This window comes from Rufibacter roseus, from assembly GCF_001647285.1.
GTDB classification, from domain to species: Bacteria; Bacteroidota; Bacteroidia; order Cytophagales; family Hymenobacteraceae; genus Nibribacter; species Nibribacter roseus.
This window is the reverse complement of sequence record NZ_LRML01000006.1, coordinates 306,508-331,289: the sequence shown is the minus strand read 5'-3', so window position 1 is coordinate 331,289 and position 24,782 is coordinate 306,508. Positions and strand designations below refer to the sequence as shown.

Below are 24,782 nucleotides of genomic sequence, written 5' to 3'. Positions count from 1 at the left end.
GTTAGATAAACTGGTTTAAACAAGAGTTACAGGGATAATATTAATAAAATGTAGTATTTGATACAAAGAAGTGCTCTATTAGTATCTGGTTATATTAATATGTGTTATTATATATTTAATGCAAAAATTAAGATTTCTTTAAAAAGCTAACCTTTTAGTTCTTTTCGAGTATAAGGGGCATACCTCAATGATAGGAACATCAACTATGAAATCAAAGGAAAATTTAATATCCCTTCTGTTTTTGTTTGTGGTGAGTCTACTGATTTTTAGCGCCTGTACAAAGTCAGGGGACAAGCAGAAACAGAAGATTGCTCGTGCGGCTGCAAAAGAATACCCGCAGCAAACAGATAGTGTATATGTAGTGAAATATACCACCAGTGATCCTGAATTTAAAGATCATCTGGATATGATGAAGCTCTTTTACCGTGAGCGGCAATATAAATTTGCGTGGTTTAAAGAGGGTGCATTGGTACCTCAAGCCTATAAATTTGTAGAAGTTATAAAAAATGCCCACGAAGAGGGCCTGCCAAAAGACTATTTGGTTAAAGACTTACCTACTATGTTCCAAAGTCTTGAACAGGCAAAAAATGACTCAAGTCGCCATGCTTTACAGCAAGAAATTGATGTGGCATTAACAGCATCTTACTTCAACTATGCTTCTGATTTCTACAAAGGCATAGTAAACCCTAGGGAACAGGATAATATTTCCTGGGAAGTAAAGAAAAACAAAATCAAATTGCATAAGGCGCTCCAGACTATTCTGAGGGAGCGGGAAAGTAGATACCCCTACTACGAATTTGAAGCCCTGCATCCGGGGTATATCAGATTACGAGATGCATTGAAGAATTACCGATTAGCCCGAGAGCAAGGCGGGTGGCCCAAAATTGAGATAAACAAAAAGGTTTTGAATCCTGGCGATACAGCACAAGCGGTAGTTGCTTTGCGCCAAAGAATATTAGGGAAGGCATCAGCTGCCAAAGTCAATCAGGCAAAAGCCACCTTGTATGACGAAGAACTTTCTAAAGCTGTAAAGAATTTTCAGATCCGCCACGGATTGAAACCAGACGGTGTGGTAGGAGGGGAGACCCTGCGTCAGATGAACGTGCCGATAGAAGAGCGAATTGACCAAATAATCATCAACATGGAGCGCTGGCGGTGGGTACCTAAGCGTTTTGAAGACAAATATGTTTTTGTCAATATACCAGAATACGTGTTACACGTCCGTGAAAAAGGGAAAGAGGTGTTGAACATGAAGGTAGTGGTTGGTAAAGAAATTAATGCTACACCAGTCTTCAGTGATAAGTTAGAATATATTGTCTTCTACCCTTACTGGAACGTAACTCCCAATATATTGAGAGATGAAATAGCACCTGCCCAAGCTAGAAATCCGAACTATATTGCTTCCAATGATATGGAAGTAGTAAAAGATATAGGTAATAATAAGGTGGAAATAGTATCGCCCAATGCTGTTGATTGGAACAATATAGGTGATGATTTTCCATACAGGGTAAGGCAACGTCCGGGTAAGCGGAACCCTTTAGGCTTTGTGAAATTCATCTGCCCTAACGAAGATAATATCTATCTGCACGACACCCCTTCCGACCACCTGTTTAACCAATCTGAGAGAGGGTTTAGCCATGGTTGTATCAGGCTTGAAAAACCATTTGAATTGGCTAAATATCTTCTAAAAGATCAGAAGCAGTGGACACCTTCAGCCATAAAAGCGGCTATGCACGGGGGCGAAGAAAAGTATGTGAATTTATCAGCTAAGGTGCCCGTTTATATTGTATACTTTACCGCCTGGGTAGATGATAACGGTGCTATACATTTCCGCGATGATGTGTACGGTCATGACCGTGATTTAGAAATGGCTTATTTTAGATAAAAGCAAGAAGAAGGAACTTTAATAAAACTTTGAGAAAAAAAAGTTCGCCCCAGGTTGCTCATTTTATGAGCGGCCTGGGGCGAACTGTTGTAGGAGCATTGTCAATACAGTTTAAAAAGTAAATGTGCAATTTAATACAAGGGTAATTTTGATTCCATTCAATTCACAAGCAGAGGCCAGAGGTAACCTGACAAGTATAAAGTGACATTAGATTCTAATCTGTCTTTTTAAAACATGTAATCTTTAAGTTGGAAATAAGAGTAACGTCAGAATAGGCACATGAGCCATAACTGCCATCATGGCTCATGTTTAATTTTAAGTAGCATTAGGAGTTAAGTAAAACGTGAGGAGCCATACCTGATAAACAGAACGTGTTATTAGTTTAGCAAAAGCTCTAAGTACAACAAACATATTAGAAGTATCTTTTATTAAACCCAGTTTACAAATGTGTTACATATGTAAACTGGGTTTATCTTTGTTAATGCAGATACTAAGTGCATGTTCTGATTTCTTAAGTAGACCAGATAAAGTAGTCTGTATAAGGTGTTTGAGTAACTGTTGTTGAATTACTGTATAAGGTAACCTTCGCCACTTATACACAGCGTTAACAGCGGCTTGCGGATAGAAAGGTTCTACAACAGTAGAAACCCGATCTGTTTAAGATAAAAAAATATGAATGATTTACTGCCGAGGATAAAGGAGTTGTTACAATGGTTAGGGATTGGGCCAGCTGCATTTGCAGATGAAATTGGAGTTGCCAGACCAGTAATGAGCCATATTGTCTCTAGTAGAAACAAGGTAAGCCTGGAGGTTGTGCAGAAAATTTTAAGCAGATATCCAGACGTATCTTCTGGTTGGTTATTGGTAGGCGAAGGGCAGATGCTAAAAGATTTAGCGCCCCTCATCAATGATAAAAAGAAAGATGATGCTGAATCTACACCTACTCCACCCCTTCAAATTGAGAAAAGTGAGCTGAGGGATAAGCCTAGTAAAGTACAAGTTGATGTACATGACAAAGATGAAGTTCCACCAAAAAAAGAGAGGCAATCTCGCCAACTAAAGAAAGTGATCTTGTTTTACTCTGACGGAAGCTTCGAGCAGTATGATCATTAAGTCGAAGTTGTAAAATAGGACTAAAAGTATATTATAGAAAATTGTTGCTGAATATACTGAAGGTAAGAAGTAATGCTATAGTTGGCAATAATTTTCTAATGTTGTTATTTGATTAAATAAATAGGCGGCGATTCACAGGTATAGATGTTCTTTAATGCTGCTCATGTTAAATTTTATTTAACAGAAAATATGAGCATCTTATATAGATATATTAAATCAATTATGTAGAGCTAATAATATTGAGCTGTGGTATATAGTGATTATAATCTCAGTTTTTACACCAAAACCTACTGTTGAAAGACGACTTAGCCAACTAGGTTCTCCTTATTTTAAAATAATAAAACAGGAAGCATATTAGAGAGAAGGAGTGCAGACATGTTTAATTAGTAGTTATTGCCTTCAAGCCTTACACGACAAAGATTGGAGAATACTGATTGAGCCCAAACAACTGCCGTTACAAAGCAGGAAAAACAATCCGGAATGATATAAACACAAAAAAGCTCCTCCATTTCTGAAGGGGCTTTTAGCGGTCCGGACGGGACTTTTCAAGGTATTTTTATGCAGATTGATGGCAGTCTATCAAATTTCAAACCGCGTTTGCTGCAAAATTAGGCTATCTGTGTTCACCTCTAGGCACTTGCTAGTTGAGAATCTGCCCCCCATTTCTGCCCCCCAAGGCTTGATGCGGCCGAATGTTTGGTGAAAACCTCTATCACTTTAAGTGTATCGACCCCAATGTAGGCGTTGAAGGACTTCTCCGTTTTATGACCAGTAGCCTGCATGACCACGTGCCTAGGGACGCCCTGGTAAAGCTTTAAGGTGGCAAAAGTCTTTCTGCCTATCTTGGTAGTAAGGTTCAGTCTGGTAATGCCCACCAGCTTCTGAATGGTCTTCAAGTGGGTATTGATATCCCAGTTGACTGGCATACAGGTATCTTGGCCACCGGCATACTTCTCTACCAACTCCACGGGTTTAAAGAGGTAATCATCAAAGAAGGGAATATAGTAGATGATGCCGTGCTTTATGGTCTTTCCGCCATGCTTAATGATAATGTTACCTTTAATGTGGTGGGGCATGAAAGTATACATATCTGAAATCCGCATGCCGGTGTAACAGCACATCAAAAACACGTCGCGCATCTGCTCCAAGGTGTTAAGGCGCTGCGCGAGCATAAGGTGGTTCATAGGCATTTTAAATTTCTCCTTAAACTCATCTTTTATAAACTGGATGGAGGCCAAGGTCCTGAAATCAAATTCCCGGATCTGCATTACCTCTTGCTCACTTAAGGCCTCTACCGGGTCATAGATCTCTGGTGTGCCGAACTTCCGGAACTTCCTGTTAACCGGCAGATCCTCGTCCTCACACCACTCCAGAAATTCCTTCAGTCTGCCTATGTGCTTGCTGAAGGTATTGATGCTCTGCTTCAGATCAGTGATCATGTATTTTTTGAAACTATCATAAAACTTCAAGTCCATGCCTGTTAAGGTTACCGACATCTCATTCTTTTTCTCATAGTCCTGAAACCGCTCTTTTGATGCTCTATAAGACTGAATGGTATCTGGAGAAAGATGCTTGCCGAATTTGTCTAGTGTGGTTTCTTTATAAGATATCCAGCGCTCGAACAGATTAAAGAAGGAGCTGGGGTCTTCAGCTGATACCGGCTCCAACTCTGGCTCCTGTGTATTTGGGAATAGGAGGGAGTCTACCAGTTCGTCTACCTCAGTTTTCTCCTGGGGAGGATTTAATGCAAGATGTAGGGCTGCTTTTAATTCTTCCTCTGTTGGTGTTTTACCAAGCTTTTTGGCATCTTCAATGATGTTCCGGATGTGTTTGCACCAAGTATCTAGTTTATCATTGATGCGCTGGTAATAGGGTTGCGTGTCCAGCACCTTCTGGAACCTAGGGTCCCAGCTGTCTTTGTGGGCAGACTCCTCAGGGGAGATTCTAACCCTCACACCATCATAATGGGCAGTAATCCGGATGGGGGCGTAACCCGATTTGTTGATTTTGTCTTTGCGAAACTCTCTGGTGATCTTCATTGGGGAATAGAATTTTAGGATAAAACATCTTTTCCATTCAAGCGCCTCTGTTCTTGCAGCTGCGCATGAATAAGTAATAGTGTAGATTTGATTTCCTCTGCGTATGCTCCCATCAACTGCCTTAGCTCATCGCAGCTGCTGCAAATTTGAACGCTCTGGTGGTTATCTCCCACCTCATTGGCTATCATCACTACACTAGGTAAGCTGTTTTGTCTGTTACACATAGGCTTTTAGGTTGGTGAAAGCCGTGTGTTGTCCGTCTGTATAAATTTATGGAGATAAAAAAAGCTGCTTAAAAAGCAGCTTTTAAATTGTTATAGTTAAACATAATTATTGTGCAGATCTGACAAATGACTTAGCAATATCAAAAGTATAAGCAAGCTTTATACCCAAAGAGGCAATAACTCTGTCAGTATAGATATCATTATCGCTCGTTGAAATTGCTGCTTGGGTTTCTCCGTTGATGATATAGGGCTTATTGTTGTCTTTGTATTGCTCAAGAAAATACTGGCGAGGCTGTCTTAATGAAAAAAACTCTACAGTTCCAAAAATAGAAAAGTTTCCTGTTCTATAACCAATACCTAACCCTAAATCTACTGTGCTGGAAAGGCTTGTCTCAGATAAGCTTGATAGACTCACTGGGTTTATAAAAAGTGCCATTGATATTCCTCTAGGGTAGTATTCGTAAATAGTTTTGGTAGAACTCTCTGTTTCCACCGTTCTTACTGAAGTAGTAACAAAAGGTGTGTAAACAATTCCTAAGCTTATATTAGGTTTTACCAAGCCTGCCTTTTCTATTATTACGGCATTTGTTGACTTATTAATCGCAGGGTCTAAATAAACTGTGTTTATTATACCTGAAACACCCCCTCCAAACATAAAAGAAAACCTGTTATTCCAGCCATAATCATTGTTTTCATCATCTTCAGCAGGTTGGGCTGCAGGTTGCTGGACCCCGGGCTGTTGCCTTTCTTGACAAAACCCCAGAATGGGTAAGAAAAGAAAAATTAGCAGTGTGATTTTTTTAGAATTCATAGTGGTTATAAATTAAGGTTAAAGGATAAATTCTTTGATAAAATTGATTATAAAATCCTCCTGCAGTACCTATTTCAACCTCCAAATGCCCTACAACTGCTGCACACGTTTTGACTCTTTTTCTTTGCATTGCTTCACCTGTTGATGAAGCAAACTTACTTTAACTCTGTTCTATTTATTCTGCTGCCTCGTTCTCTTCGGCTATTACAAATCCCTTAGAAAAAAAACCAGAACCGATTTTGAGAATGGCAGTCCTTCCTCAATGTTATCATTTTCAATTAACTGCTTTGCGTGCTTCATTTTGATGTTGCAGTAATTGATAATATGATCGGCCTCATTTTCTGAATGTTGGTAATTGATCAGTTCTCCAAAAATTGTAAGGGAGGAATTGACCATTACTTTAAGTAGGGTAGGAGTACTGGGGTTGAAAGGATCTAACTCTTCCATATGTGCCAACAGCCGTTTTACCTCTTGTGCTCTTCTTTTCATTGAGTTACCTTTAAAAGCCTACATCCAAATTTTCTATTTTAGACCTGTTTTAAAGTAAACAAGCCTAAAAAACCTTCTCCATTTCTACCAATCCCTTTCTACACGTGTTCTGCAAAAATAGAATGGTTATCTCTTTGAGTAACTGACTCTTTTCTCTAAAGTATTAAATTATAAGCTTCTTTCATCAAAATACACTGCATTTAAATTAATTTATAAACACAGCCACTCCCTGGCCTCTTCTCTGTTAATGAAACTACGGCTCTCTATCTGAAGCCCTACGTTTTGAGTAACCTTTTCAGAAACCTGGTTTGATTCAGTTTCTCTTACCTGATCTTGGTGTATAATCCTAGCGGATCTTTGCAGGCGTGTTTTCTGTAATTTCTTGGCAAACTCTGTTACCATAGAAATATATTTCTCAGGGTCAACCTCGGGGTGCATCTCTGTTTTGCTGCTGTCAATAAGCAGTTTCTTTACGTCATAGTCCCTGATGTACTCCACCAGCAGTTGGAGTGAGCGCTCAATCTCCAACATATCGTATGGATTCACATTTGGCCAAACCACCGAAAGTATATCGCTGGAAGGATCGTAATCAAGCACAATGAGCTGATTCTGGAAAAGGATCATAGATTAGTTAAGGTGGATAATTGGTCGAGGTTCCAAATATAAATTTCTGATAATTCTCCTCCTCGAAGGGATGTACGTCATCAGTAAATTTTTCAGCTCAAATTGGAGTGGTGAGACTAGGGTCGGTTCATTTTCAACAGTTCACCTATCCTGCTCATTGCCGCCGGTTACTCCTTAAGAGTATTTATTTAGGAACAAATTTTAGGCCTGTCTTCAAAAAAAACAGGCCTAAAATAGCTTATTCCATTGTGCTGCCGTCCTCAAAAAGAATCTTTTCTGGTTTCCAAACTACTTTAATATCTTTCAAATTTTTACTTCGAAGGAGCTTGTCTTCGTCAATAAATTGGTTGTATTCTGTAGATGCGTCGTACTTTATGGTTTTGCCAGCCGGAACACCTTCGTCATAAGTAAGATTTAATGATTTGATCTCAGTACCGAAAATATCCTGAAAGACCACCATACCTTTAAATGCTCTTATAGGTTTATCTGCATTGTTTTGAAAGGCGAACTTATAAGTGATATATTCCTCGTAGTCGTATTTTTCAAAACCTTTGTCATACATAGAGACTACAAGGGTCTTATTTAATTTTTCAATTCTCTGATTTTCTTCTAGCTGCACTTGAGCAGCCAAAGCTTCTTCCTTTTTTTGCTGAGACTCTAATTCTTTTTGAGCTTGTTTTCCCTCCTCCAGAATTTGTTTATAGGTCTTTCCTTCTAAGTTAGTATTGCCTAATTCACTGGCCACAAAGGAAAAGCCTAAAATCATCATCTCAGATGAATCGAGTTTTTCGCTTTTTTTGATCTCATCTAGATCTTGTGCCATTGTTGCCTTGTTGTATTTTTTATCTAAGGGGCTGTTGCAAGATGTAAAAAAGATTAGGAGAGCAATGATTAGTAAGTATTGTTTCATAAAGGGTAAGTATTAAGGGTTTTGGTTTGTATTTATCTTCTGTTTTTAAACTCTTTTTCTTAAATCAGTCCAACAGCGACTACTTCATCTGCAGCAATTACAACATTTCATTGAGCATCAAAACTTGAGTAAACAAGCACTATTATAAATTGCCATTCTTTAGAAATCACAGCTTAACCCATAGGAAGGGGGTTAGATGATTCTTCTTTAACCTTGATTAAGCACCACAATCTATTACTCCTGATTCTATAGAGAAATACTTTAAATTCGCCAATAGCATATTATTTCTATTTTTCTTTATTTAAGTTTAACTACTCTGAGCTATTAATGAATTTAATGCATTTTTAACTGGTTGTGAATTGAATATACTGGCTAAGGAATTAAGTAGATCGGGTTCGTCTTCAACAAAATGTTTTTCTAAGTTTACCTCATCTATGATAGTTAATGGATATAATGAGATTTTGTGGGACATTGTTAACAGGCCAAAGCTATAATTTCCTAAAGCTGGCGCTAAAATGTTAACCCTATGAATTATATCATTTGAAGCAGATTGTGTTGATTTGATTTCAACAGTAATTACGTTTTTAGTCATTTCCTCTAAAAACTTTCCTTGTTGAATTAAAATATTCTTAGGTAAATTTAGCTTACTGCTACCTAAATCACTTGGCCAAAGATTCTGCATATTACTCATTCTAGATTAAGAGTTTGAATTTTATTGGTAAATGGTCAGAAATCCTTCTTTTAACAAGGGATTCCTTTGTTAATAATTCTGTAGCTCCAATTTTACAAACAATATCAAGTTCATTTTCATCAAAGTCAGGTATTAATCCAGGTCTAATCAGTACCTGATCATAAAGATGCCAATGGTAGTTAATAGGCTTGGCAGGGCTGTAGTACATACTGCCTGAAACTGAACCTTTTCCGTTGTCACCAAAAAACGACCACATTGGGTTGTAAAAATAATGGTATTCATGGCCATTAATTATTCTTGACCCTTTAGTTGCTATTTTCTTATCCATCACAGAATGTAGCCCCATATTTTGTACCATTCCAAAGTCAAAAGGATTCATGTTAAAATCTCCACAAATTACTGTCCTTTGATGTCGTACTTTATTTTCAATATATTCAATTATGGCTTTTAAGTTAGAACTCTCTGCTGCTTGATCCTCATTTGTCCAATTAACTTTACTATTGAAGTGCAATGCGATAAGTAAAATTTCTCCATGTTTAGTTGAGAAAAGGCGTCTGCCGCTTACTCTATTTGTTTCATGTACCAACTGAAACACTGCAGGTTTAAATTTTGTGTAAAATTGAAGCTTGTCACATACAAATCCCGGAGAATAGTAATAATCAGATGTCGTTCTATTAAGATCACGAAGCAAATCAGGTGGTGAATATGGTGATTCAGCTAATATTAAAATATCTAAATCATATAATGTAGCAAAATCATAAATTATATCTGTAGGCTTTCTTTTATTTATATTCCAAAATCCAATATTCATAGAGATAAAAACGTGTTAAATTTCATATTCTATCTCCACCTCAACACTTCAATCAACTCCTCTTTATCCTTCAGCCGCTGTTCAAGATTAGCCTGCTCCACCTGGCACAACTGAAGCTGGTGCCTGAGCTCATTCGCGTTTTCACCACCTACACTTATTTGCTGCCTGTTCTTCTTTACTTGGTTTGCTACCTGAACTTGGTTTGTGGCTGTTCCTGAAGCCTCGGTTAGATTATCTGAAACAATGTACTGTAACGGTACCTCTAGTGCCTCACATATCTTTATCAGTTTGTCAAATTTCAAACTTTCGATTCTAAGTGAAGCATAAAAACCTGTTTCTGTCATGCCTATTTTTTTAGTCAAATTATTTAGTTTAACTTCTTTATTAATAGTTATTTGCCTAATGTTGCTTATAATATGCTGCATTACTTTATACTAATTACTCTAAGCAATCATTGAAGTTTAGGTAGTATAGAATATCTAAATATAATCATATCGTCTTTAGGGTCTAAAGAATTATAAGCATGAAAATCCCGCTTACTCCTAATACATAATATGAAATCAGTGAGCTTAGATATATGTTTATTTTCAATTTCAAACTCAATGATATTTGATACTGACCACTTGGAATTACCTAGGCAGCAATATTCCAACTGTTCTCCTAAAGGATCTGTTGCTGAGATTACAAAAGTTAGCCAATCACCAGGCCGAAGTACAGATTTAGATGTAATTATATGATCTCCAATAACCCAAGAACCTCCATAATTATCACGGGCACTTTCAATTCTAGGAAAATAATCCTCACCTGTTTCCATTCTGCTCCTGTATAAAGTTATCCTGTTCCTAAGTTCACCTGCAATTCCAATAATCAAATGTTTTTGATGAGGTAATGCTTCTCTTCTGTGTGCATCAGTATTTCTAAACATATCTAGTGTTTTTAGAAATACATCAACTTCCTTTTTATCACCTAATGCATCTTTGAAAACATTATTCCAACTTTTATCCAAAATTGTTAGAAGGTCATAAAAATCAGAATAATATATCAACCTTCCTTCAGCCGTACCAAACTTATGCTTTTTCTCTTCTATAGATTTCCGCTCAACCCAATGATTAATTCTTTGTTGGGAAACTCCACAAGTTGATATCCAATCAGTTCCTTTATCTCTACTTAGAATATAGCTAATAAAGTCTCTAATGGAGTTTTCAACTTCTTTTAATGCCAATGATGCATCCATTTTAACACCAGTTCAATTATCTTCCCCTAAGCACCTCAATCAATTCTTCCTTATCCTTCAGCCGCTGGTCAAGGTTGGCCCGCTACCTGGCATAGCTCCAGCTTGTGCTGAAGGCTCTCTACTCCCAGCTAATCAGCCTATACATATTGCCAAACTTTTCATAACACCTCTTAACCAATAGGCAATGGAAAAGAATGATCAGCTTCTACTTTGACCAGGTTCTTCAAATAAAAGTCATGCTTACCGAAGATTTCATCTTTGTTAAACCAGACGCAGGCAGCCATGCCCATACCAGAAGAGGCAATTGTCATTACAGGTCCACCTGATTTAAGCTTTACTAAATCGCCTTCTTTAAAATTTTCCTTTTCCATAACTGTTTTAATTAAATTTAATTAATGAATTTAAGCTCTTTTCCTGAAAACAGGCCAAAAACGCTACCTTATTAACCACTCCCAAGCCTCCATCACCAGCCATGATCCAAAGGCAACAGCCACCACTATCCAGAAGATTTTACTCATCAGCTCCTGACGCTCATAGTGTTCTTGGCCTTGGCTCTTGCGGTATTTCTTTGGCATAACTATTTTTTGTTTCCGACCTGTTTTCCCAGAAACAGGTCGGAAACGCTACTTACTTCTTAGCAATTCTATAATCTGCTCCTTATCCGCCAGCTGCTTTGTCAAACTCTCACGCTCCACCTGGCACAACTCCAGCTGGTGGCGAAGCTCATCTAAGTTCTCACCACCAACACTGATCTGCTGCCTGTTCTTCTTTACCTGATTTGCAATCTGTTGCTGGCCAGAATTGCTAACCAATTCTGAAAGAAAATAGCCTAATGGCTTTTTTAATATTTCACTGATCTTGATTAAATCAGCTGTATCAGCAGAATCTTTCTTAGTTAACCTCCTTAAAGTGGCAACACTTATACCAGTATAAGCAGCAACCGCCTCATAAGATTCTCCAGATTCGGATATAGCTTGCTCAATTTTTTCGCCTAAAGTCATTTTTGAGAAAAATAATCTTATTGATTACCAAATACTTGCAAATATTTTAAATCAAAAATGAAATCAAATTTGAAACATGAATTCATTTTTGCTAGTATTGTATAAGTATTACACCACAATGTAATAAAATCACTCTAAGAAAATGGGAAGAAAGCCTAAAAAAATCGCCGACGCTACGGCTCCTGCAGATTCAAGATATCTGATCTGGGAGAAGTACGAAGACCTTTCCAACAGTAAGAAGGAGCTGCTCAGGCAGAAGTTCGTGGAGCGGACGGAACTGAAGGAGCGCAGCTTCTACCTGAAGCTGCGGTCAAACGACCTGGCCACCAGCGAGCTGGAGTTCTTCGCCGAGATGTTCGGCTGCTCCAGCCGTGAGCTCTACCGCGAGAAACCCCCAATCAAAGAGTCCATCCATGACATTGCCCGAAAATTGAGTGGCAAAGGAACGCCTGAGCAGGCTGTTCTTGTAGCCTAATACATAAACTGTTCCAACTTTTCTTAAAATAGTTCCATCGCAAAAGAATATTTTATATGGCACTGACAAAGAAGCAATTAGAAGAACTACCCACGGTAGGCGACCTGCACACCTTCGGCGAGGCCATCGTGAAAGCCATGCTAAAGGTGGTGCAGCCGGTCATTGACGCCGCGGCCAACCCACTGGATGATCCTTACCTGTCCATCCCCACCATTGAGGCCTACACAGACCACAAGCGGTCTGCCATCAACAAGTGGATCAGGGAGGGCAAGCCAGACGGCAAAGGCGGCATGGTGAAGCTGCCCTATAAAATGTTCTCCTCAGACAAGCGGGTGAAACTGAGTGACCTTGAGGCCTTCGGGCTGATAGGGGTGGAGGAGAAAGCGAAACTGCCTTTCATGAAAAAATCAGCCTAGCCATGTCAGAAACAAGCCATTTTTCAAACACCCTCATCCGGATAGCCGAATTTCAGATGATGTTCTTCCGGGAAGAGCTAAAGCAGGCGGAGCAGGATTTAAAGAGAGGAAAGTTGACCGAGGACGAGTGCTCTCTTCTGAGCCGCCTGCTACAGAATGACCTTTCACACGTGGAGCTCCGGCTCAGGCTGTTCCAGCGGAGCAGCGGAGGGTAGAAAACAACAGGAACCGTGAAATCCCCAGATATGACTGTTCAGGCCCACCTAGTTCAGACACGGCACCTGAGCTTTAATCTCACCGGGGCTTAAAAAGCGCGGACCCGAACTAAAGAGCTGTAAAGGTAGAGGTTTAGAAGCTTGGGACAAGAGAATAAATACAGTGATTGCCTGAATAAATACCTATTAAAAAGGCAGGAAAATCTTTTTGCTATATATGAAAATGGAGCTTCACGAGAAAATACGCACAGTAGAAACAGATTTGAAATTTCTGCGCGAGCAACGCGAGGAGGCAATGGAGTTGAGGGAAGCCATCCACAAAGACGCCGCCTACCCGCTCTGGAAAGAGCAGGACGAGAAGGTGAAAAAGGCAGAGGAAGACATCATGCGGAAGGAGCGGGACCTGCAACTGCTGCAGAGCCGCCTCCAAGGGAGCCTTTTTTAGGTGGTCTTTTTAGAGGGCAGCGTGAGCTCAGGACAAGTCGCCTCCATAGGATGCTGCTGGGCAAGCTCAGGGCTCCAGGGCCCAGAGACAAATTCTGAAATATAATCCTGAGAATAACCAAGCCTAGTCAGCTTGATAGCCAACTTTAGATTAGGCACAGACACTGGTTGTTCAGGGATAGTGTATTGGTGAGCCTTGAGGCTGCTGCCTGGAATTCTGTCCATCACACAATAGATTGTAAGCCCTGGGGGACTTGGTTTACAGATTATTGTCTTAGAAATGTCATAAGGTATATAATTAGTAACAGTAATAAAAATACGGTGGATTATAAAGAAAGATTATTAATACCAGCTGCAGGTAAATGCTCGAATTGTGATAGGGCAACAGACAAACGACAAATGCTTACCCGCCTGCAGTAGGCGGTGGCCAAGGGCGCTCCGGCAAATTCTGCCATGATGCGCCTAACGCCCTGGCCCCGCCATAATTTACATTGCCAAACTACTAACTATGTATATGACAATATCTTTCCAATCTATTTTATCCCCAGCCAGAGCCCCTTAGGCTAACCTATTCCTTTTGTATTCAACCATTGAAAAAACCTGCCCACGGGGCGGGGTGGAATTTAATTGCCCTTTGCGAACGCCTTAGTCCGGCTTTCCCGCACTCGTGTTGGGGTCAGGCTCAGGCGGCAAAGCCAAACAAACAGGGTCTGCAACAAGGGGCCGGCCTTGGCCTGGAGTGGACACACCCCAGGTACGGCCGGTCCCGCAACCTTAAAAGACATTTACCATGCTGCCATACAAGATTGAACAGGGCAAGGCGCTGCTTGCCTGGAAATGCTTCACCGAGAAAGAGAACGAAAAGCAACCAGTGGTGGAGCGGAAGCGCGTACTGAAGAAGACAGGGCAGGAGCAGACTTTCTTCACCTGCAACAAAGCCTTTAAGCAGACCGTCACCGCCACCGGCGAGCGGCTGATCAAATTGTACATCAGGGCCTATGAGCGTTCCATGGCCGGCGGCTTCAGGCCCGAGTTTGACGGTGACATGCCCGTGCTCTTCATCAACGCCGTGTCGCTGGCCAGGCAGTGCAACGCCTCTGACCGCACCATGCGCAACCACATCCGGAAGCTCAAGAAAGTAGGCCTCATCAGCAGGTACGTTTTCCACGGCCGCAACCATGATTTCGAGCTGTGCATAACCCCCAAGATCATGTTCCCAACAGACCCAAGGCAGGTTACGGACCTCCAGCCCGAGGCTCGGGTTTCTCCTCCAGAATGCACGGATTTTCCGGCTAATGTAGCATTTGCAACTACTGGAAACATAGAAAGAGAAATCAGCAGTGTGGACAAGTTAGGAGTGGCGGAGCCACAGGCTGCCATGCCTGCCGGCGATGGCACAGGCAACACGCTAGAAACCTCTTCTGCGGGCCACACAGGGCCGCAACAGGGGCAGCTTTCGGCACAGAGCGGGCCTACCGAGCCCCTGAACGCCAGAAAGCTTGGAACGGGAGCCGGGGGCGGGGCGGCCCCAGAAAAGCCGCCTGTGCGGCCTGAATTCCTTTCTTTCGTGGAGTTGTTCTGGAGTTACGCCAAGCATGTGCTCTACCCGCACCTGGAGTTTGACCAAACCCAGGACAAGCTGGCGAAAAATGCCATCTGGGCAGGTGTTTACCTCGGTTTCAAAGCAGATCTGACGGAGGACCAATGGGAGAAATACCACCTGCAGGCCATGGAGCGGCTGGATCTGGCAGCCCAGTATTACCTGAACCATCCCGACAAATACCCCCCGATGCCCTACGCAGAGTGGGTACCCGACACCGGCTATTTCGATGCCCAAAACAGATTGGGCTTCCAGAAAACCCTGGACTGGCACACCCAGAAACAGGTTTGGGCGCACCAGCAGCGCGTATCGGATGCCCTGCGCCGTGCCAAGGCGGATTTCATCAAGCACAAAAAAGGCAAAGCCCCCAAGCGCCTGCAGGCCAAGTCACCGCTGCAGCTCTTCAAGTTCCATGAAGACAAGATCCGGAGACTAGGGACCGATGCCCTCAACAGATTCTACCGACAGCACACCATACCAAACCTATAGCGGTTATAGAACGCAAGCGTAAACTTTATATCTAAAGTAAAAATGATGGATCTACACAAAGAAATTGGGAGGTGCTATCTAGCTGTCAGCCAAGAAATTGCCCTAGTCGTGCTGTTGAAATCCTTGAAGGAGAAAGGGAATGACTGCTTATCAAGTAATTGTGTGATGGCCAACCTCACACTGTCCTCCGTGAGAAGGCTTGGAGAATTTACCAGTGCCACTTTACCCACCCCAACGTCTTGGCAAGCCTCAGCGATTAGCTTAGTGACATACGCTAGCTCCTCGTCTTTCCACCTGATGATGGCTTTGGAGGAGTCTAGAAGGAGAAAATGTATTTCAAGGGTACTGAAGGCCTTTTCAAACGCGGCAATAGCCGCCATTATCTCATCTTCCGGGAAACCGTTCAGGATGCCATACTTGGCTCCAATGATTTTTTGGTCAGGGTAGTAAACCATCTCCACAATACTACTACTGTAAAGCACTTGGGTGAAATTATCAGACACCTAAAGGAAATTTTATATAGCCAGAATGAAAAACAATAAGACAGGTTTACGCTAAGGTTCCCGAAGTGTTTTGCTTTTAAATGAATAAATAAACAATAAAAACCAATGTTTCATGTGGGTAATAAAATTTGAAAATGGCGGTGAGCCATATTGGATAGCTGATGGACATGGTGACCCAGCTAGAACTTTGGTCAAGGAAAATGCCAAGGCATTTAGGTATCACAAGGAAGCTAAGGCTGCGCTTTGGGATGTTATCAAAAACAATCCGCATAGGTACTATGGCAAGCCTATGGAACCAGTAATTGAAAGAAAATAACCAATGGTTTATGAAAAACGATGAAAAGCAAATGGAGCTTTTAGTTCTTCAGGGGCAACTGCAGGAGACTCTCAAAGGCTTGAAAACGGAAATTGAATCTTTCGAGCGAAAACGACTTGATTTCAAAAATCTAGATCATTCCTACTATCTGAAACAGATTGCTGATATAACGGCAGTTTACCAGAAGAAGATATCTGACCAAACTTACTCCATGAGAGTTTTAATGCACAAATAATCAATATAACAATGCAAACACAACAGACTTACCAGCGAACGGAGAAAGGGCAAAAGCTGGTGGCCCACGCCATGACCAAGATGATCATCTGGTGGAACGAGGAAGGGATCAGGCTGGGCAACGGCAACGAATCTTTTACCATGCACTCCAGAGACAACATCGGCAACCGCCGATCACATAACGCTGATCTGGGCATCAGCCGACTGAAGAAGTATGCCTACACCTGGAAGACTCGGATCAAGTTGGCCATCATCTATGACATGCACACAGGTAAGCCGCTCTGGCGGTTTGAGAACGGCAGCTGGTTTATGGTATGATGCTAATTTTTGAAAAACAGCCCATAAACATAGATTATCTAGAGGCGGAAGCTCTGGCCATGGCCATCTATGAATTCATTGTCCAGGCACCGAAAAGAAAGCATGTGCCGCTGGAGGAGATCCTGAGCCTAACTCCACTTGCCCGACTCAACAGACGCCTGGTGAGCCGGGCCAACTCAGAACGCCTGAAGCCCAAGCCTAAACCCTTCGTGTTCAAGCTAAGTCCGGAGGAGCTGCTGTCGGTAAGGCGTTGTATTCAATGCCAGGCGCATGAGCTGAAGCTGCAGGTGGTTTTAGGAAAGATCCAGCAGAAGGCGTTAAACTTTACCTAAAAAACCTACAGGTGAAATTTATATGGTGATGAGTGGTAGAGAAAGAGTAGTTTTCTCCCTTGCACTCAATCCTCATATTCATAAAGGCTATCTAAAAGTAATGATAGCTCTACTTTGTCAAGCGGTTTTGTGAAAAAGCCTTTTGCACCAAGTGAGGTAGCTTTTGCTCTGTCTTCTTCATTTGAGGATGAAGTAACAACCACAACTGTGGTCTTCGAGTGAAGATTAAGTTTATTTAGCGTCTCCATAAAGTCAAAGCCATCCATTAGCGGCATGTTCAGGTCTTACTGGAAGTGATAAGTAGTGAACTAGGGCATTTAAATCTGGGTTTTTGCAGCGAAGAATTTATTTGCGAAATGGTCCTTTCTAGCCATGGGATTATAGGATAAATTTCAGTATCTTAATTCTCCCATTTATGCTGCTCTCCATCCACATCCCCGTAAAGCCCCACGTCAAGAAGTTTCTTGTGGCCAAGTACGGCGGCATCTATAAACTCTGCATGCGTGACCACATTGGGGTGACGCTGTTCAACATGCTCCGCAGACCCAAGGCAAAGGCCCGTGAAATAGAACGCGTAAAGAAATTTACCCAGCGTTACACCGTGAGCATTCCGGAGCACTTCATCACTGACCTTGGGTGCAAAAACCTCGATGGCGAGACGCTGGTGCAGTTTAATTCCCTTGTGGAGGATTTTCTCCTGACCTGTTTCCATGAGTTCGTAGAGAACATGGAGGCCTGCGGTATGGAGCAACGCCATGCCATCGCCTACTTCATGGCCAAATACGAGTTTGATGAGACGGACGTGAAATACGACGCTTTAAAGAAGTCTTACCAGCGTTACCGCACTACCCAGCGCGAGGCGGGGGTGCCCAAACCCGAGGGCGTGATCATGCTGCCGTTCCTGGTTTTTCTTAAAACTCTTTCAGCCACTTCCCGCACAAAGGAGCTGATAAAAAATGTGGCATAATTCGCCGGGACTTTTGTCCCGCGTTTTTAGCGCCGATTACGGCTTTTTCCTACAAAAGTTATTGAAATCGCCGGGACTTTTGTCCCCTGAATTTTTTGCCCCGAACATAGCATTTTCTCCAGTATAAAAGGACCCGATCTGGCTGTCCTTTCCGATAGCCAACTCAGCTCTCACCTTTGCGCTTGCTACTTGGTTAACTATGCGCAATATCCTTCCAATAGATTCAGACAACATAGGTGGGCTGGAGGCGGTTTTCTACACCGCCTCCAGCAATGTGGTTTGGGACCGGTTCCCTGAGCGCGACGGTTTGCGTCTGCAGGGAGATATTTTGCTGAAGCCAGGTACCACCTGGGGAATGGTCACCTTCACCCGCGACACTCCCGGTTTCAACATGGTGCCCAAGCGTGACCGCCGGGGTATCATCTACACGCATGACCTGAAGGGCTCCATTCCTAAAGACACCCCTGATCTGGCTGAGTTGCTGTATGAGCTGCAGCGGGGCCGGTACGTGGTGCTGCACCGTGACAGCAACGGCTACCTGAAGTTTTCCGGGTCAAGGGATTTCACCTTCAGGTTTGAATACAAACACGACTCAGGTGAGAACCCCACCAGCAGAAACAGTTACACGGCCGGTTTCAAAAGCGAGAGCCTGCACCCGCCTTTTTTCTATTCGGGAAACTTTGCCGTCACGGACATAGGGGAGGGCAATGGCCAGAGCGGATCCATCAGGGTGATGTTCAACGGCGAGCTTGTGAAGATTGTGCAGCCAGGGGAGACACTGAACATAGAAAGTGAGTTTTCACTCGAATTTAAGATTCTGATATGACGGCAGAGGAAATACAGGCGCTGAAGGACAGCATTGCCGCCAAGCTTGTTTCTGGCCTTGGCGGTGGAACCGATGTGGCCAAGATCCGCGAAGCGGTGCTTCTGGCGGTGGACGGCATTGCCCCCAAGCTTGCCGGAACCGGTAAGTTCAAAGGCATCTGGGCAGCAGGGGCAATGCTGGCCGACACTTTCTGGGTGTACGGCAACATTATATGGCGAACGAAGCAGGACTTCAACAGCGCTGTTGCCCCGACCGCAAACAACGCCTATTGGGAGAAGGTGCTGGAAGATACCAGTAACGGCGGCGGCACCTGGGGAACCATATCCGGATTGATAGAAGACCAGACCGACCTTACCGAATATGTTAAAGCTGAAATATCTACGGCTATACAGGGAATAGAGATTCCCGAGCCTCCGGAGGGGTATGAATGGGTATCAACAATCGGAGTTGTGATTGAGGAAAGTGACAACGGCGGGGAGGTTCAGCTTTCTGCAGGTGTCATAAAAAAACCGGACGGGGCAGAGACAACAATACAACCGTCTAACCACCAATACTCAAACACCTCACTTGGCATGAAGCGGCGCGACCTATATTTCCTTGCGTCAGCTAACTTGGCAATAAATGTGATACTAGGTGATCCGGCAAACTCCAATTCGGCGATGGAAACCCCAGTGTTACCGCCTGGCGGCATATTCGTGACATATGTAGACATAAGCGACGGATCAATTCCGCCTTCCACGCCCGCACCGGCAGACTTGTCGGGGTATGTGAAATTTGCAGACCTCACCCAAACACTGGGTACGGCATCGGACAAAGCCCCGAGTGAGAAAGCGGTTAGTGATGCTGTCAGCGTCACGAATACGGCAGTGGGGAATATCAACGGAGGGTATCCGTTGAAGTTTGACAAAAAGCAGATAATATCCGCCACGGTCATTGGGGCCAGCACCTTTACCATCGACACCACAGGCCTTAAGCCAGGTACCCCTATTCTGCTTGTTTTGGATATGACATCTGGTGCAGGGGTGGCAATCGGCGCGGGAGCCACTAAAAAGGCGGGGGACTTTCTTCAGCACGGCATCAACTACGTCGAGCTGTTCGCAGTTTCGGCCACGAATATTTTCTACGAAATCTACCAGTAGCATGAAAATACAACTTACAAAGACCCTTGTCTATGACACCGAGCTGGGGCTAGGTGAGCAGGAGGCGGCGGTGCAGGATTACCTGAACGAGATAGCCTTCGACTACAATAACGCGGTAGAAGCGGAAAGCGTTTTCGAGGGAACAGGAGAGGCGGGGAAACCCAAGCGTTATTCTAAATTAGTGCATTTGGTAAAAGGCGATACGGCTAGTATTAAAACCGTTGTTTTTTGGGTTTATGAAAACGAGTACGGCACAAAATATGCATGGTCGGGTACTCATTCTTTATATTTAGAATTTATAGGAAATGTCTAAATTCACTAAAACGGGTAACTGGTTTGTAGATAGTTTTTACGGAAACGATTCAACAGGAACGGGCACTAAAGAAAACCCTTTTGCTACGTTGGAACGGGCGCACACGGCAGCGAGTAACGGGCACACGGTTGTATTTACGGGTAAGTTTTTCCCTAATTTACCAAGCACCAAAGCCCTGCATTGGGTTGGAGAAGGAGAGGCGATATGCGACGGTTCAAATTTAGCGTCTGGGGCGTATGGGTTTAATTCAGGAACATGGGCAAGTATCACGGGCGTAAAGTTTCAGTTTTACCAAGGCGGGGCCCGTGCGTATGCGCAAAGTTCGGCCAATACAATATCAGAGAGCACTTTTAATTTTTGCTCTATATTTTCAAGCGGAAACGTTTGGAGTATTGAACGTTGTATACTGAATGAGGTGGAGTTTACGCGGCAATTTGCGGGAGTTTCAACTGTGAACCTAAGAAAAAATACATTCACAAAATGCACCGGAATTTTAAGGGTTCCCAATTCGAGCGCAGCTAGTGCGGCTTACGCATATACGATTGTAGACAATTATTTCCACGGGTGCGAGGGTGTTCAGTTTGAGTTGCCCGCCGATAGGGTGGCTAACTCTGAATTTAACCACAACAACATAAGCGGCACGCTAGGAGGTAGAACGGCGGCGCAATGGGCGGCTTATGGCGACGGCTCATATATGAACAGCGGTTATTCAGAAACGCCCGCCAACACGTTTAACGACTTTCAGGCGGGAAGGGATTCTACCAATTTTTACTATAACGACTATACGCTAAAGCCCACTAGTATTTTAATTAATGCGGCAAAAGACAGGTTAGAAATAGGGGCAAAGAGAGTTGGCTACAGATTTACCGCCGAAAACATTTGGAATAATTACAGAAACATAGCGGAAACAAACAATATTACCTATGATGCGGGATTGGGCTTTATGCTGTTAGATGATGGCATAGGCGCGGGAACGTTTACAAGCACCAAAATACCAAAGCCGCAAGGGATGCTGGACATTATAAATCTGTTTGCGGCCTTTGTTTATTCGGGTGCTAACGCTGTTCAGTATATAGACCAAACGCCCAACGCGGCGCGGGATACGACAATAAACCAACGGTTTAGTTTTGATTGTGATTTTGCCTATCAAGAAGATGAAATGTTCGGTGATCCGATCTGGACGAAGCAGGAATTTAACCGCCGTATCAGAATAGACAGCAACGGTTACGGCGTGGCGGATGACGGTTACAACGTCGCGTCGGCTCAGATACCGATGTGCGACTTCTTCTACATCCGGTTCACTCTCAGAAACACAGCTGCGTAATGGTTAAGCTGCACGCAATAACGATAGAGGAACACAGGCCAAAGCCCTTGTTGGAGCCGCAGACCCTTCGGGCGGTTACCATCGAGCGGTACCGGCCCATTCCTGACCCTCAGGTGTTTTTCAGGGCCGTTACAATAGAGCAGCACAGGACGCTGAGGCGAAGGCGCATGTTTTCCAAAAAATGGTGGTAATGGAAAGCCTTGGCAAACTGCTGGGGCTTTTTTGTGTCCTTTCCGGCGGCTCAGCCCACCGCCACCTTTGCATCGAACCTAACTACAGGTATTAAAGATGCGCTTGAACCCCGTTTATTCTGCAGTACTCCGCGAGCCTTGGGCAATTGATCCTTTGGCAGCTGAGGCTTATCTGCCTTTAGTGCTGCAGATGATGGAGAATTCCACCACTGCCAAGGAAGACTCAGAATCAGAGAAAAAAGAAGAGAAGCCACTTGTAAGGGCGGTAGCTGTCATAGGCGCACTCTCCAGCTCTGATCGCGTTTTCACTTCTTCTTTCTCCAGCTACGATGAGGCCCCGACCGGCTCTATCGCCATTCACACAGTGGATGGCCCAATGATGACCGAGGACTACTGCGGTGCGCCCGGTACCGCCACAATAGGTGTCTTGATACAGGAGGCCGATGACCATGAGAACATTGCGGCGCACCTGGTCCACTGGAAAACCCCTGGCGGCACTGTGTCAGGAACCGAGCGTTTCTCCGGAATCATCACCGATACAAAGAAACCGCTTGTGTCTTACGCTGAGCAGATGTGCTCTGCCGGCTACTGGTCCGGATCTGGGGCCAACCTGATCGTTGCGGCCGGAAAGACGGCCATGGTGGGGAGCATAGGTACCATGTGCACCATCACAGACTTCTCCGGATGGTATGAGAAGATCGGCATCAAGAGCCATACCATTCGTGCCACCGATTCCAAAGACAAGAACGAGCCTTACCTGCAGGCGCTTCAGGGCAAATACGAGCTGATGCAAAAGCAGCAACTGGATCCTCTGAATGCGGCTTTTACTTCCTCGGTTAAAGACAACAGAGGCGAAAAACTGGACCTGAAGGAAGAGAACGTGCTGACTGGCAAAGTCTATATCGGACAAACGATCGTTGACTGTGGCCTAGCCGATGAGCTGGGCTCTTTTGAGTACGCCGTGCAGCGTGCCGCCGAGCTGGCCAGAGCCGAGACCGGCAACCCCAAATCCACAAACAATCCTAATTCAAATAATAGCATGGGAATTTTCTCAAAAAAACCAGTTGCGGCGGCTACGGCCTTCGCTTCCGTTGCTGCCCTTGCCGGCAAAAAAGGCGAGGAGCTCACCGCTGAAATGTTAGACGCCGCCAACGACGAGCTGGAGGCAGCCGGTATCGAGGGCGCTGCCCTGATCACCGTTGAGCAGCACGACGCCTTCCAGGCCTCAGTTGAAAATGAGGCGAAGCTGACCCAGCAGCTGGAGCAGGCCAATGACAAAATCGCGAAGCTGGAGAAGAAGCCTTCAGAAGCCTCCACTACCCCTAGCAAGGCTAATGGCGAGACGCCTGAGCCTGCCGCCGGTGATGAGAACGCCAAGATCATGGCTGATTTGCCGCACAATAAAGCCATCGCCAACAACCCGCTCTTCAACAAATAAGGGCGGGTTGCCCAGTTTACTAGCTACTTACCTACACAACCCTTTATCTACCTAAAGCTGCCAAAATGAATATCGCAGACATCATCACCGAGTTTGGGGCTTATTACCTCAATTCAGGCCAGAACACCGCAAGGTTGCTCCAGCTGTTGCACCGTCCGTCTACCACGGACACCGTGCTCACTCCGTTCTTCACGGATGATACCATTTACCGCGCCTCCCAAAGCAAGATGGGTCGCGTGCTCCAGCCTTTCCAGAAAGCTTGGACCCCGATCAATGATCTGACTTTCGTGGCCATCGCCATTGAGCAGTTCAAAATGAAAATCGACACCCAGGAATATCCAGATGATCTGGAAGGCACTTGGCTTGGTTTCCTTGCCGGCGACGGCATCAAGCGTGAGGAATGGCCATTCATCAAATGGTTTGTAGAGATTCACCTTTTGCCTCAGGCAAAGGAGGATTACGAAATGTTTGAGGTGTACCACGGAGTGTATGCCGCGCCTACCAATGGTGTGGCAGGTCCTGCCGGTACTTCCATGAACGGTCTGCGCAAAGCGATCAACGACCAGGTTACGGCCGGTCGCATTGATCCGATTGTTTTGGGTGCTGTTCCTACCGATCCTTTGGCTCTGGTTGATTACATAGAGGCCTTCTCTGACCAGATAAACAAAGCCTACTGGAAAATACCGATGCAGCTGTGCGTGAATGAGACCATTGAGCGCAACTACTACAGAGGTTGTGATGAGAAGTATGGCAAAGACACCAACCACAAAGAGCTTGGTGGTAAGGTGAAATACGCCAACCTGACCGTGATCGGCCTTCCTTCCATGGACGGTTCTGATAAGATCTGGGCAACGCCTAAGAACAACGTGCTGAAGCTGGGCAAGAAAACCCAGAACATGAAGGCCATGAACATACAGGCGGTTGACCGTCTGGTGAAGCTCTTCACCGACTGGTGGTCTGGGGTGGGTATCCTGGTACCTGAGATCGTTTTCACCAACGACGTGGATCTGCTGTAAGGCAGGTCCACCTTTCAATTTGTTAAACTAAAATAAGGAGACCATAACAGTGTCAAAAGAAAATAAAGCTCCGGAACAGGAGCAGCTAACCCCGGAGCAGGAGATAGCACGGCTTAGACAACAGCTGGCGGATAAAGACGCTATTCTGGATGAAACCGTGCAGGCGCTCAAGAATGCAGAGGCAGCCAAGGGCAGCTCATTGCCTGTGGTGAGCTTTGAAGATGAGCAGTACCGTTTGCTTGCTGCAAAAGCCAATATCAAAGGCAAAGTGTACACCGCTGCCGAGGTTGCCGAGAGCAAAGAGCTTATCCAGCATCTGATTAAAATTAAGTCAGGTCTTCTCCAGAAGATCGAGGCCACGGAAGAAGAGTCAAACGCTTAACTGAAAGGAGAC

Annotated in this window: 34 protein-coding genes; 19 read left to right on the top strand and 15 right to left on the bottom strand. The window is 44.1% G+C overall.

Annotated elements, in window-relative coordinates; translation table 11 throughout:
• Positions 1-205 precede the first annotated feature (205 nt).
• Both A8O23_RS11555 and A8O23_RS11550 read left to right on the top strand, forming a co-directional pair.
• Positions 206-1,885 (top strand): L,D-transpeptidase family protein, encoded by a 1,680-nt coding sequence (locus tag A8O23_RS11555; protein ID WP_239693387.1) that lies wholly within the window; start codon positions 206-208, stop codon positions 1,883-1,885.
• Between the two features lie 672 nt (positions 1,886-2,557).
• Positions 2,558-2,998 (top strand): helix-turn-helix domain-containing protein, encoded by a 441-nt coding sequence (locus A8O23_RS11550; protein WP_153042168.1) that lies wholly within the window; start codon positions 2,558-2,560, stop codon positions 2,996-2,998.
• Positions 2,999-3,627: 629 nt separating this feature from the next.
• On the opposite strand, the gene A8O23_RS11545 is transcribed toward A8O23_RS11550, so the two are convergent.
• The 12 genes from A8O23_RS11545 to A8O23_RS11495 all read right to left on the bottom strand — a co-directional run bounded on the left by A8O23_RS11545 (position 3,628) and on the right by A8O23_RS11495 (position 11,832).
• Positions 3,628-5,037: a phage integrase SAM-like domain-containing protein gene (locus A8O23_RS11545; RefSeq protein WP_066621230.1), complete on the bottom strand. Its 1,410-nt coding sequence runs from the start codon at positions 5,035-5,037 to the stop codon at positions 3,628-3,630.
• A gap of 330 nt (positions 5,038-5,367) precedes the next feature.
• A complete protein-coding gene (locus A8O23_RS11540) occupies positions 5,368-6,072 on the bottom strand; it encodes a hypothetical protein (protein ID WP_066621227.1) in 705 nt (234 codons plus the stop codon).
• Between the two features lie 204 nt (positions 6,073-6,276).
• Positions 6,277-6,561 (bottom strand): hypothetical protein, encoded by a 285-nt coding sequence (locus A8O23_RS11535; protein WP_066621225.1) that lies wholly within the window; start codon positions 6,559-6,561, stop codon positions 6,277-6,279.
• A gap of 210 nt (positions 6,562-6,771) precedes the next feature.
• Complete coding sequence (locus tag A8O23_RS11530) at positions 6,772-7,185, bottom strand: hypothetical protein (protein WP_066621221.1); 414 nt, start codon at positions 7,183-7,185, stop codon at positions 6,772-6,774.
• A gap of 238 nt (positions 7,186-7,423) precedes the next feature.
• Complete coding sequence (locus tag A8O23_RS11525) at positions 7,424-8,095, bottom strand: hypothetical protein (protein ID WP_066621218.1); 672 nt, start codon at positions 8,093-8,095, stop codon at positions 7,424-7,426.
• 307 nt (positions 8,096-8,402) lie between these two features.
• A complete protein-coding gene (locus A8O23_RS11520; RefSeq protein ID WP_161486727.1) occupies positions 8,403-8,777 on the bottom strand; it encodes a hypothetical protein in 375 nt (124 codons plus the stop codon).
• 10 nt (positions 8,778-8,787) lie between these two features.
• A complete protein-coding gene (locus A8O23_RS21325) occupies positions 8,788-9,597 on the bottom strand; it encodes an exonuclease/endonuclease/phosphatase family protein (RefSeq protein ID WP_082883013.1) in 810 nt (269 codons plus the stop codon).
• Positions 9,598-9,626: 29 nt separating this feature from the next.
• Positions 9,627-9,959, bottom strand: coding sequence for a hypothetical protein (locus A8O23_RS11510; RefSeq protein ID WP_239693386.1), 333 nt, complete (start codon positions 9,957-9,959; stop codon positions 9,627-9,629).
• Positions 9,960-10,048: 89 nt separating this feature from the next.
• Entirely contained in the window at positions 10,049-10,831 is a 783-nt protein-coding gene (locus tag A8O23_RS11505) for a Swt1 family HEPN domain-containing protein (protein ID WP_066621212.1), read from the bottom strand.
• Positions 10,832-11,001: 170 nt separating this feature from the next.
• Entirely contained in the window at positions 11,002-11,202 is a 201-nt protein-coding gene (locus A8O23_RS11500; RefSeq protein ID WP_066621209.1) for a DUF2158 domain-containing protein, read from the bottom strand.
• A 63-nt stretch (positions 11,203-11,265) separates the two neighbouring features.
• Entirely contained in the window at positions 11,266-11,406 is a 141-nt protein-coding gene (locus A8O23_RS21590) for a hypothetical protein (protein ID WP_161486726.1), read from the bottom strand.
• A 48-nt stretch (positions 11,407-11,454) separates the two neighbouring features.
• Complete coding sequence (locus A8O23_RS11495; RefSeq protein WP_066621206.1) at positions 11,455-11,832, bottom strand: helix-turn-helix domain-containing protein; 378 nt, start codon at positions 11,830-11,832, stop codon at positions 11,455-11,457.
• Positions 11,833-11,974: 142 nt separating this feature from the next.
• On the opposite strand from A8O23_RS11495, the gene A8O23_RS11490 reads away from it, so the two are divergent.
• From A8O23_RS11490 to A8O23_RS11475, 4 genes are all read left to right on the top strand, one after another.
• On the top strand, positions 11,975-12,307 hold the full coding sequence (locus A8O23_RS11490) for a hypothetical protein (RefSeq protein ID WP_066621203.1): 333 nt from the start codon (positions 11,975-11,977) through the stop codon (positions 12,305-12,307).
• Positions 12,308-12,363: 56 nt separating this feature from the next.
• Positions 12,364-12,723: a hypothetical protein gene (locus tag A8O23_RS11485; RefSeq protein WP_066621200.1), complete on the top strand. Its 360-nt coding sequence runs from the start codon at positions 12,364-12,366 to the stop codon at positions 12,721-12,723.
• 2 nt (positions 12,724-12,725) lie between these two features.
• Positions 12,726-12,938, top strand: a complete 213-nt coding sequence (locus tag A8O23_RS11480; protein ID WP_066621197.1) for a hypothetical protein — start codon at positions 12,726-12,728, stop codon at positions 12,936-12,938.
• A 223-nt stretch (positions 12,939-13,161) separates the two neighbouring features.
• The gene (locus A8O23_RS11475) at positions 13,162-13,383 is read left to right on the top strand and encodes a hypothetical protein (RefSeq protein WP_161486725.1); all 222 of its coding nucleotides are present in this window, start codon (positions 13,162-13,164) and stop codon (positions 13,381-13,383) included.
• Here A8O23_RS11475 and A8O23_RS11470 read toward each other — a convergent pair.
• Complete coding sequence (locus A8O23_RS11470; RefSeq protein ID WP_066621192.1) at positions 13,380-13,607, bottom strand: hypothetical protein; 228 nt, start codon at positions 13,605-13,607, stop codon at positions 13,380-13,382. The two genes, A8O23_RS11475 and A8O23_RS11470, sit on opposite strands and share 4 nt — an antisense overlap.
• 565 nt (positions 13,608-14,172) lie before the next feature.
• On the opposite strand from A8O23_RS11470, the gene A8O23_RS11465 reads away from it, so the two are divergent.
• Entirely contained in the window at positions 14,173-15,471 is a 1,299-nt protein-coding gene (locus A8O23_RS11465; protein WP_066621190.1) for a helix-turn-helix transcriptional regulator, read from the top strand.
• A gap of 74 nt (positions 15,472-15,545) precedes the next feature.
• On the opposite strand, the gene A8O23_RS11460 is transcribed toward A8O23_RS11465, so the two are convergent.
• On the bottom strand, positions 15,546-15,974 hold the full coding sequence (locus A8O23_RS11460; protein ID WP_153042167.1) for a hypothetical protein: 429 nt from the start codon (positions 15,972-15,974) through the stop codon (positions 15,546-15,548).
• Between the two features lie 112 nt (positions 15,975-16,086).
• Here A8O23_RS11460 and A8O23_RS11455 point away from each other — a divergent pair, with 112 nt between their 5' ends.
• The 4 genes from A8O23_RS11455 to A8O23_RS11440 are packed head-to-tail and all read left to right on the top strand — an operon-like array spanning position 16,087 to position 17,174.
• Positions 16,087-16,290, top strand: a complete 204-nt coding sequence (locus A8O23_RS11455; protein WP_066621185.1) for a hypothetical protein — start codon at positions 16,087-16,089, stop codon at positions 16,288-16,290.
• A 10-nt stretch (positions 16,291-16,300) separates the two neighbouring features.
• Entirely contained in the window at positions 16,301-16,525 is a 225-nt protein-coding gene (locus A8O23_RS11450) for a hypothetical protein (protein ID WP_066621182.1), read from the top strand.
• 11 nt (positions 16,526-16,536) lie between these two features.
• Positions 16,537-16,842 carry a hypothetical protein gene (locus A8O23_RS11445; protein ID WP_066621180.1) on the top strand — a complete coding sequence of 102 codons (306 nt, stop codon included), beginning with the start codon at positions 16,537-16,539 and terminating at the stop codon, positions 16,840-16,842.
• Positions 16,839-17,174, top strand: a complete 336-nt coding sequence (locus A8O23_RS11440; RefSeq protein WP_066621169.1) for a hypothetical protein — start codon at positions 16,839-16,841, stop codon at positions 17,172-17,174. Before A8O23_RS11445 ends, A8O23_RS11440 begins: the two co-directional genes overlap by 4 nt.
• A gap of 65 nt (positions 17,175-17,239) precedes the next feature.
• Here the strand turns inward: A8O23_RS11440 and A8O23_RS11435 are convergent, their stop codons facing one another.
• A complete protein-coding gene (locus A8O23_RS11435) occupies positions 17,240-17,449 on the bottom strand; it encodes a response regulator (protein ID WP_066621166.1) in 210 nt (69 codons plus the stop codon).
• A gap of 140 nt (positions 17,450-17,589) precedes the next feature.
• Here A8O23_RS11435 and A8O23_RS11430 point away from each other — a divergent pair, with 140 nt between their 5' ends.
• The 8 genes from A8O23_RS11430 (at position 17,590) to A8O23_RS11390 (ending at position 24,770) form a co-directional block, all read left to right on the top strand.
• Positions 17,590-18,141, top strand: coding sequence for a hypothetical protein (locus tag A8O23_RS11430; RefSeq protein WP_066621163.1), 552 nt, complete (start codon positions 17,590-17,592; stop codon positions 18,139-18,141).
• A gap of 199 nt (positions 18,142-18,340) precedes the next feature.
• Positions 18,341-18,967: a hypothetical protein gene (locus A8O23_RS11425; RefSeq protein WP_066621161.1), complete on the top strand. Its 627-nt coding sequence runs from the start codon at positions 18,341-18,343 to the stop codon at positions 18,965-18,967.
• Positions 18,964-20,106, top strand: coding sequence for a hypothetical protein (locus tag A8O23_RS11420; protein WP_066621160.1), 1,143 nt, complete (start codon positions 18,964-18,966; stop codon positions 20,104-20,106). Before A8O23_RS11425 ends, A8O23_RS11420 begins: the two co-directional genes overlap by 4 nt.
• A gap of 1 nt (position 20,107) precedes the next feature.
• Positions 20,108-20,419: a hypothetical protein gene (locus tag A8O23_RS11415; RefSeq protein ID WP_066621159.1), complete on the top strand. Its 312-nt coding sequence runs from the start codon at positions 20,108-20,110 to the stop codon at positions 20,417-20,419.
• Positions 20,412-21,743: a hypothetical protein gene (locus tag A8O23_RS11410; protein WP_066621157.1), complete on the top strand. Its 1,332-nt coding sequence runs from the start codon at positions 20,412-20,414 to the stop codon at positions 21,741-21,743. Before A8O23_RS11415 ends, A8O23_RS11410 begins: the two co-directional genes overlap by 8 nt.
• A 288-nt stretch (positions 21,744-22,031) precedes the next feature.
• Positions 22,032-23,372 carry a S49 family peptidase gene (locus A8O23_RS11400; protein WP_066621146.1) on the top strand — a complete coding sequence of 447 codons (1,341 nt, stop codon included), beginning with the start codon at positions 22,032-22,034 and terminating at the stop codon, positions 23,370-23,372.
• A gap of 65 nt (positions 23,373-23,437) precedes the next feature.
• Entirely contained in the window at positions 23,438-24,388 is a 951-nt protein-coding gene (locus A8O23_RS11395; protein ID WP_066621144.1) for a hypothetical protein, read from the top strand.
• Positions 24,389-24,437: 49 nt separating this feature from the next.
• Complete coding sequence (locus A8O23_RS11390) at positions 24,438-24,770, top strand: hypothetical protein (RefSeq protein ID WP_066621141.1); 333 nt, start codon at positions 24,438-24,440, stop codon at positions 24,768-24,770.
• Positions 24,771-24,782: the final 12 nt, after the last annotated feature.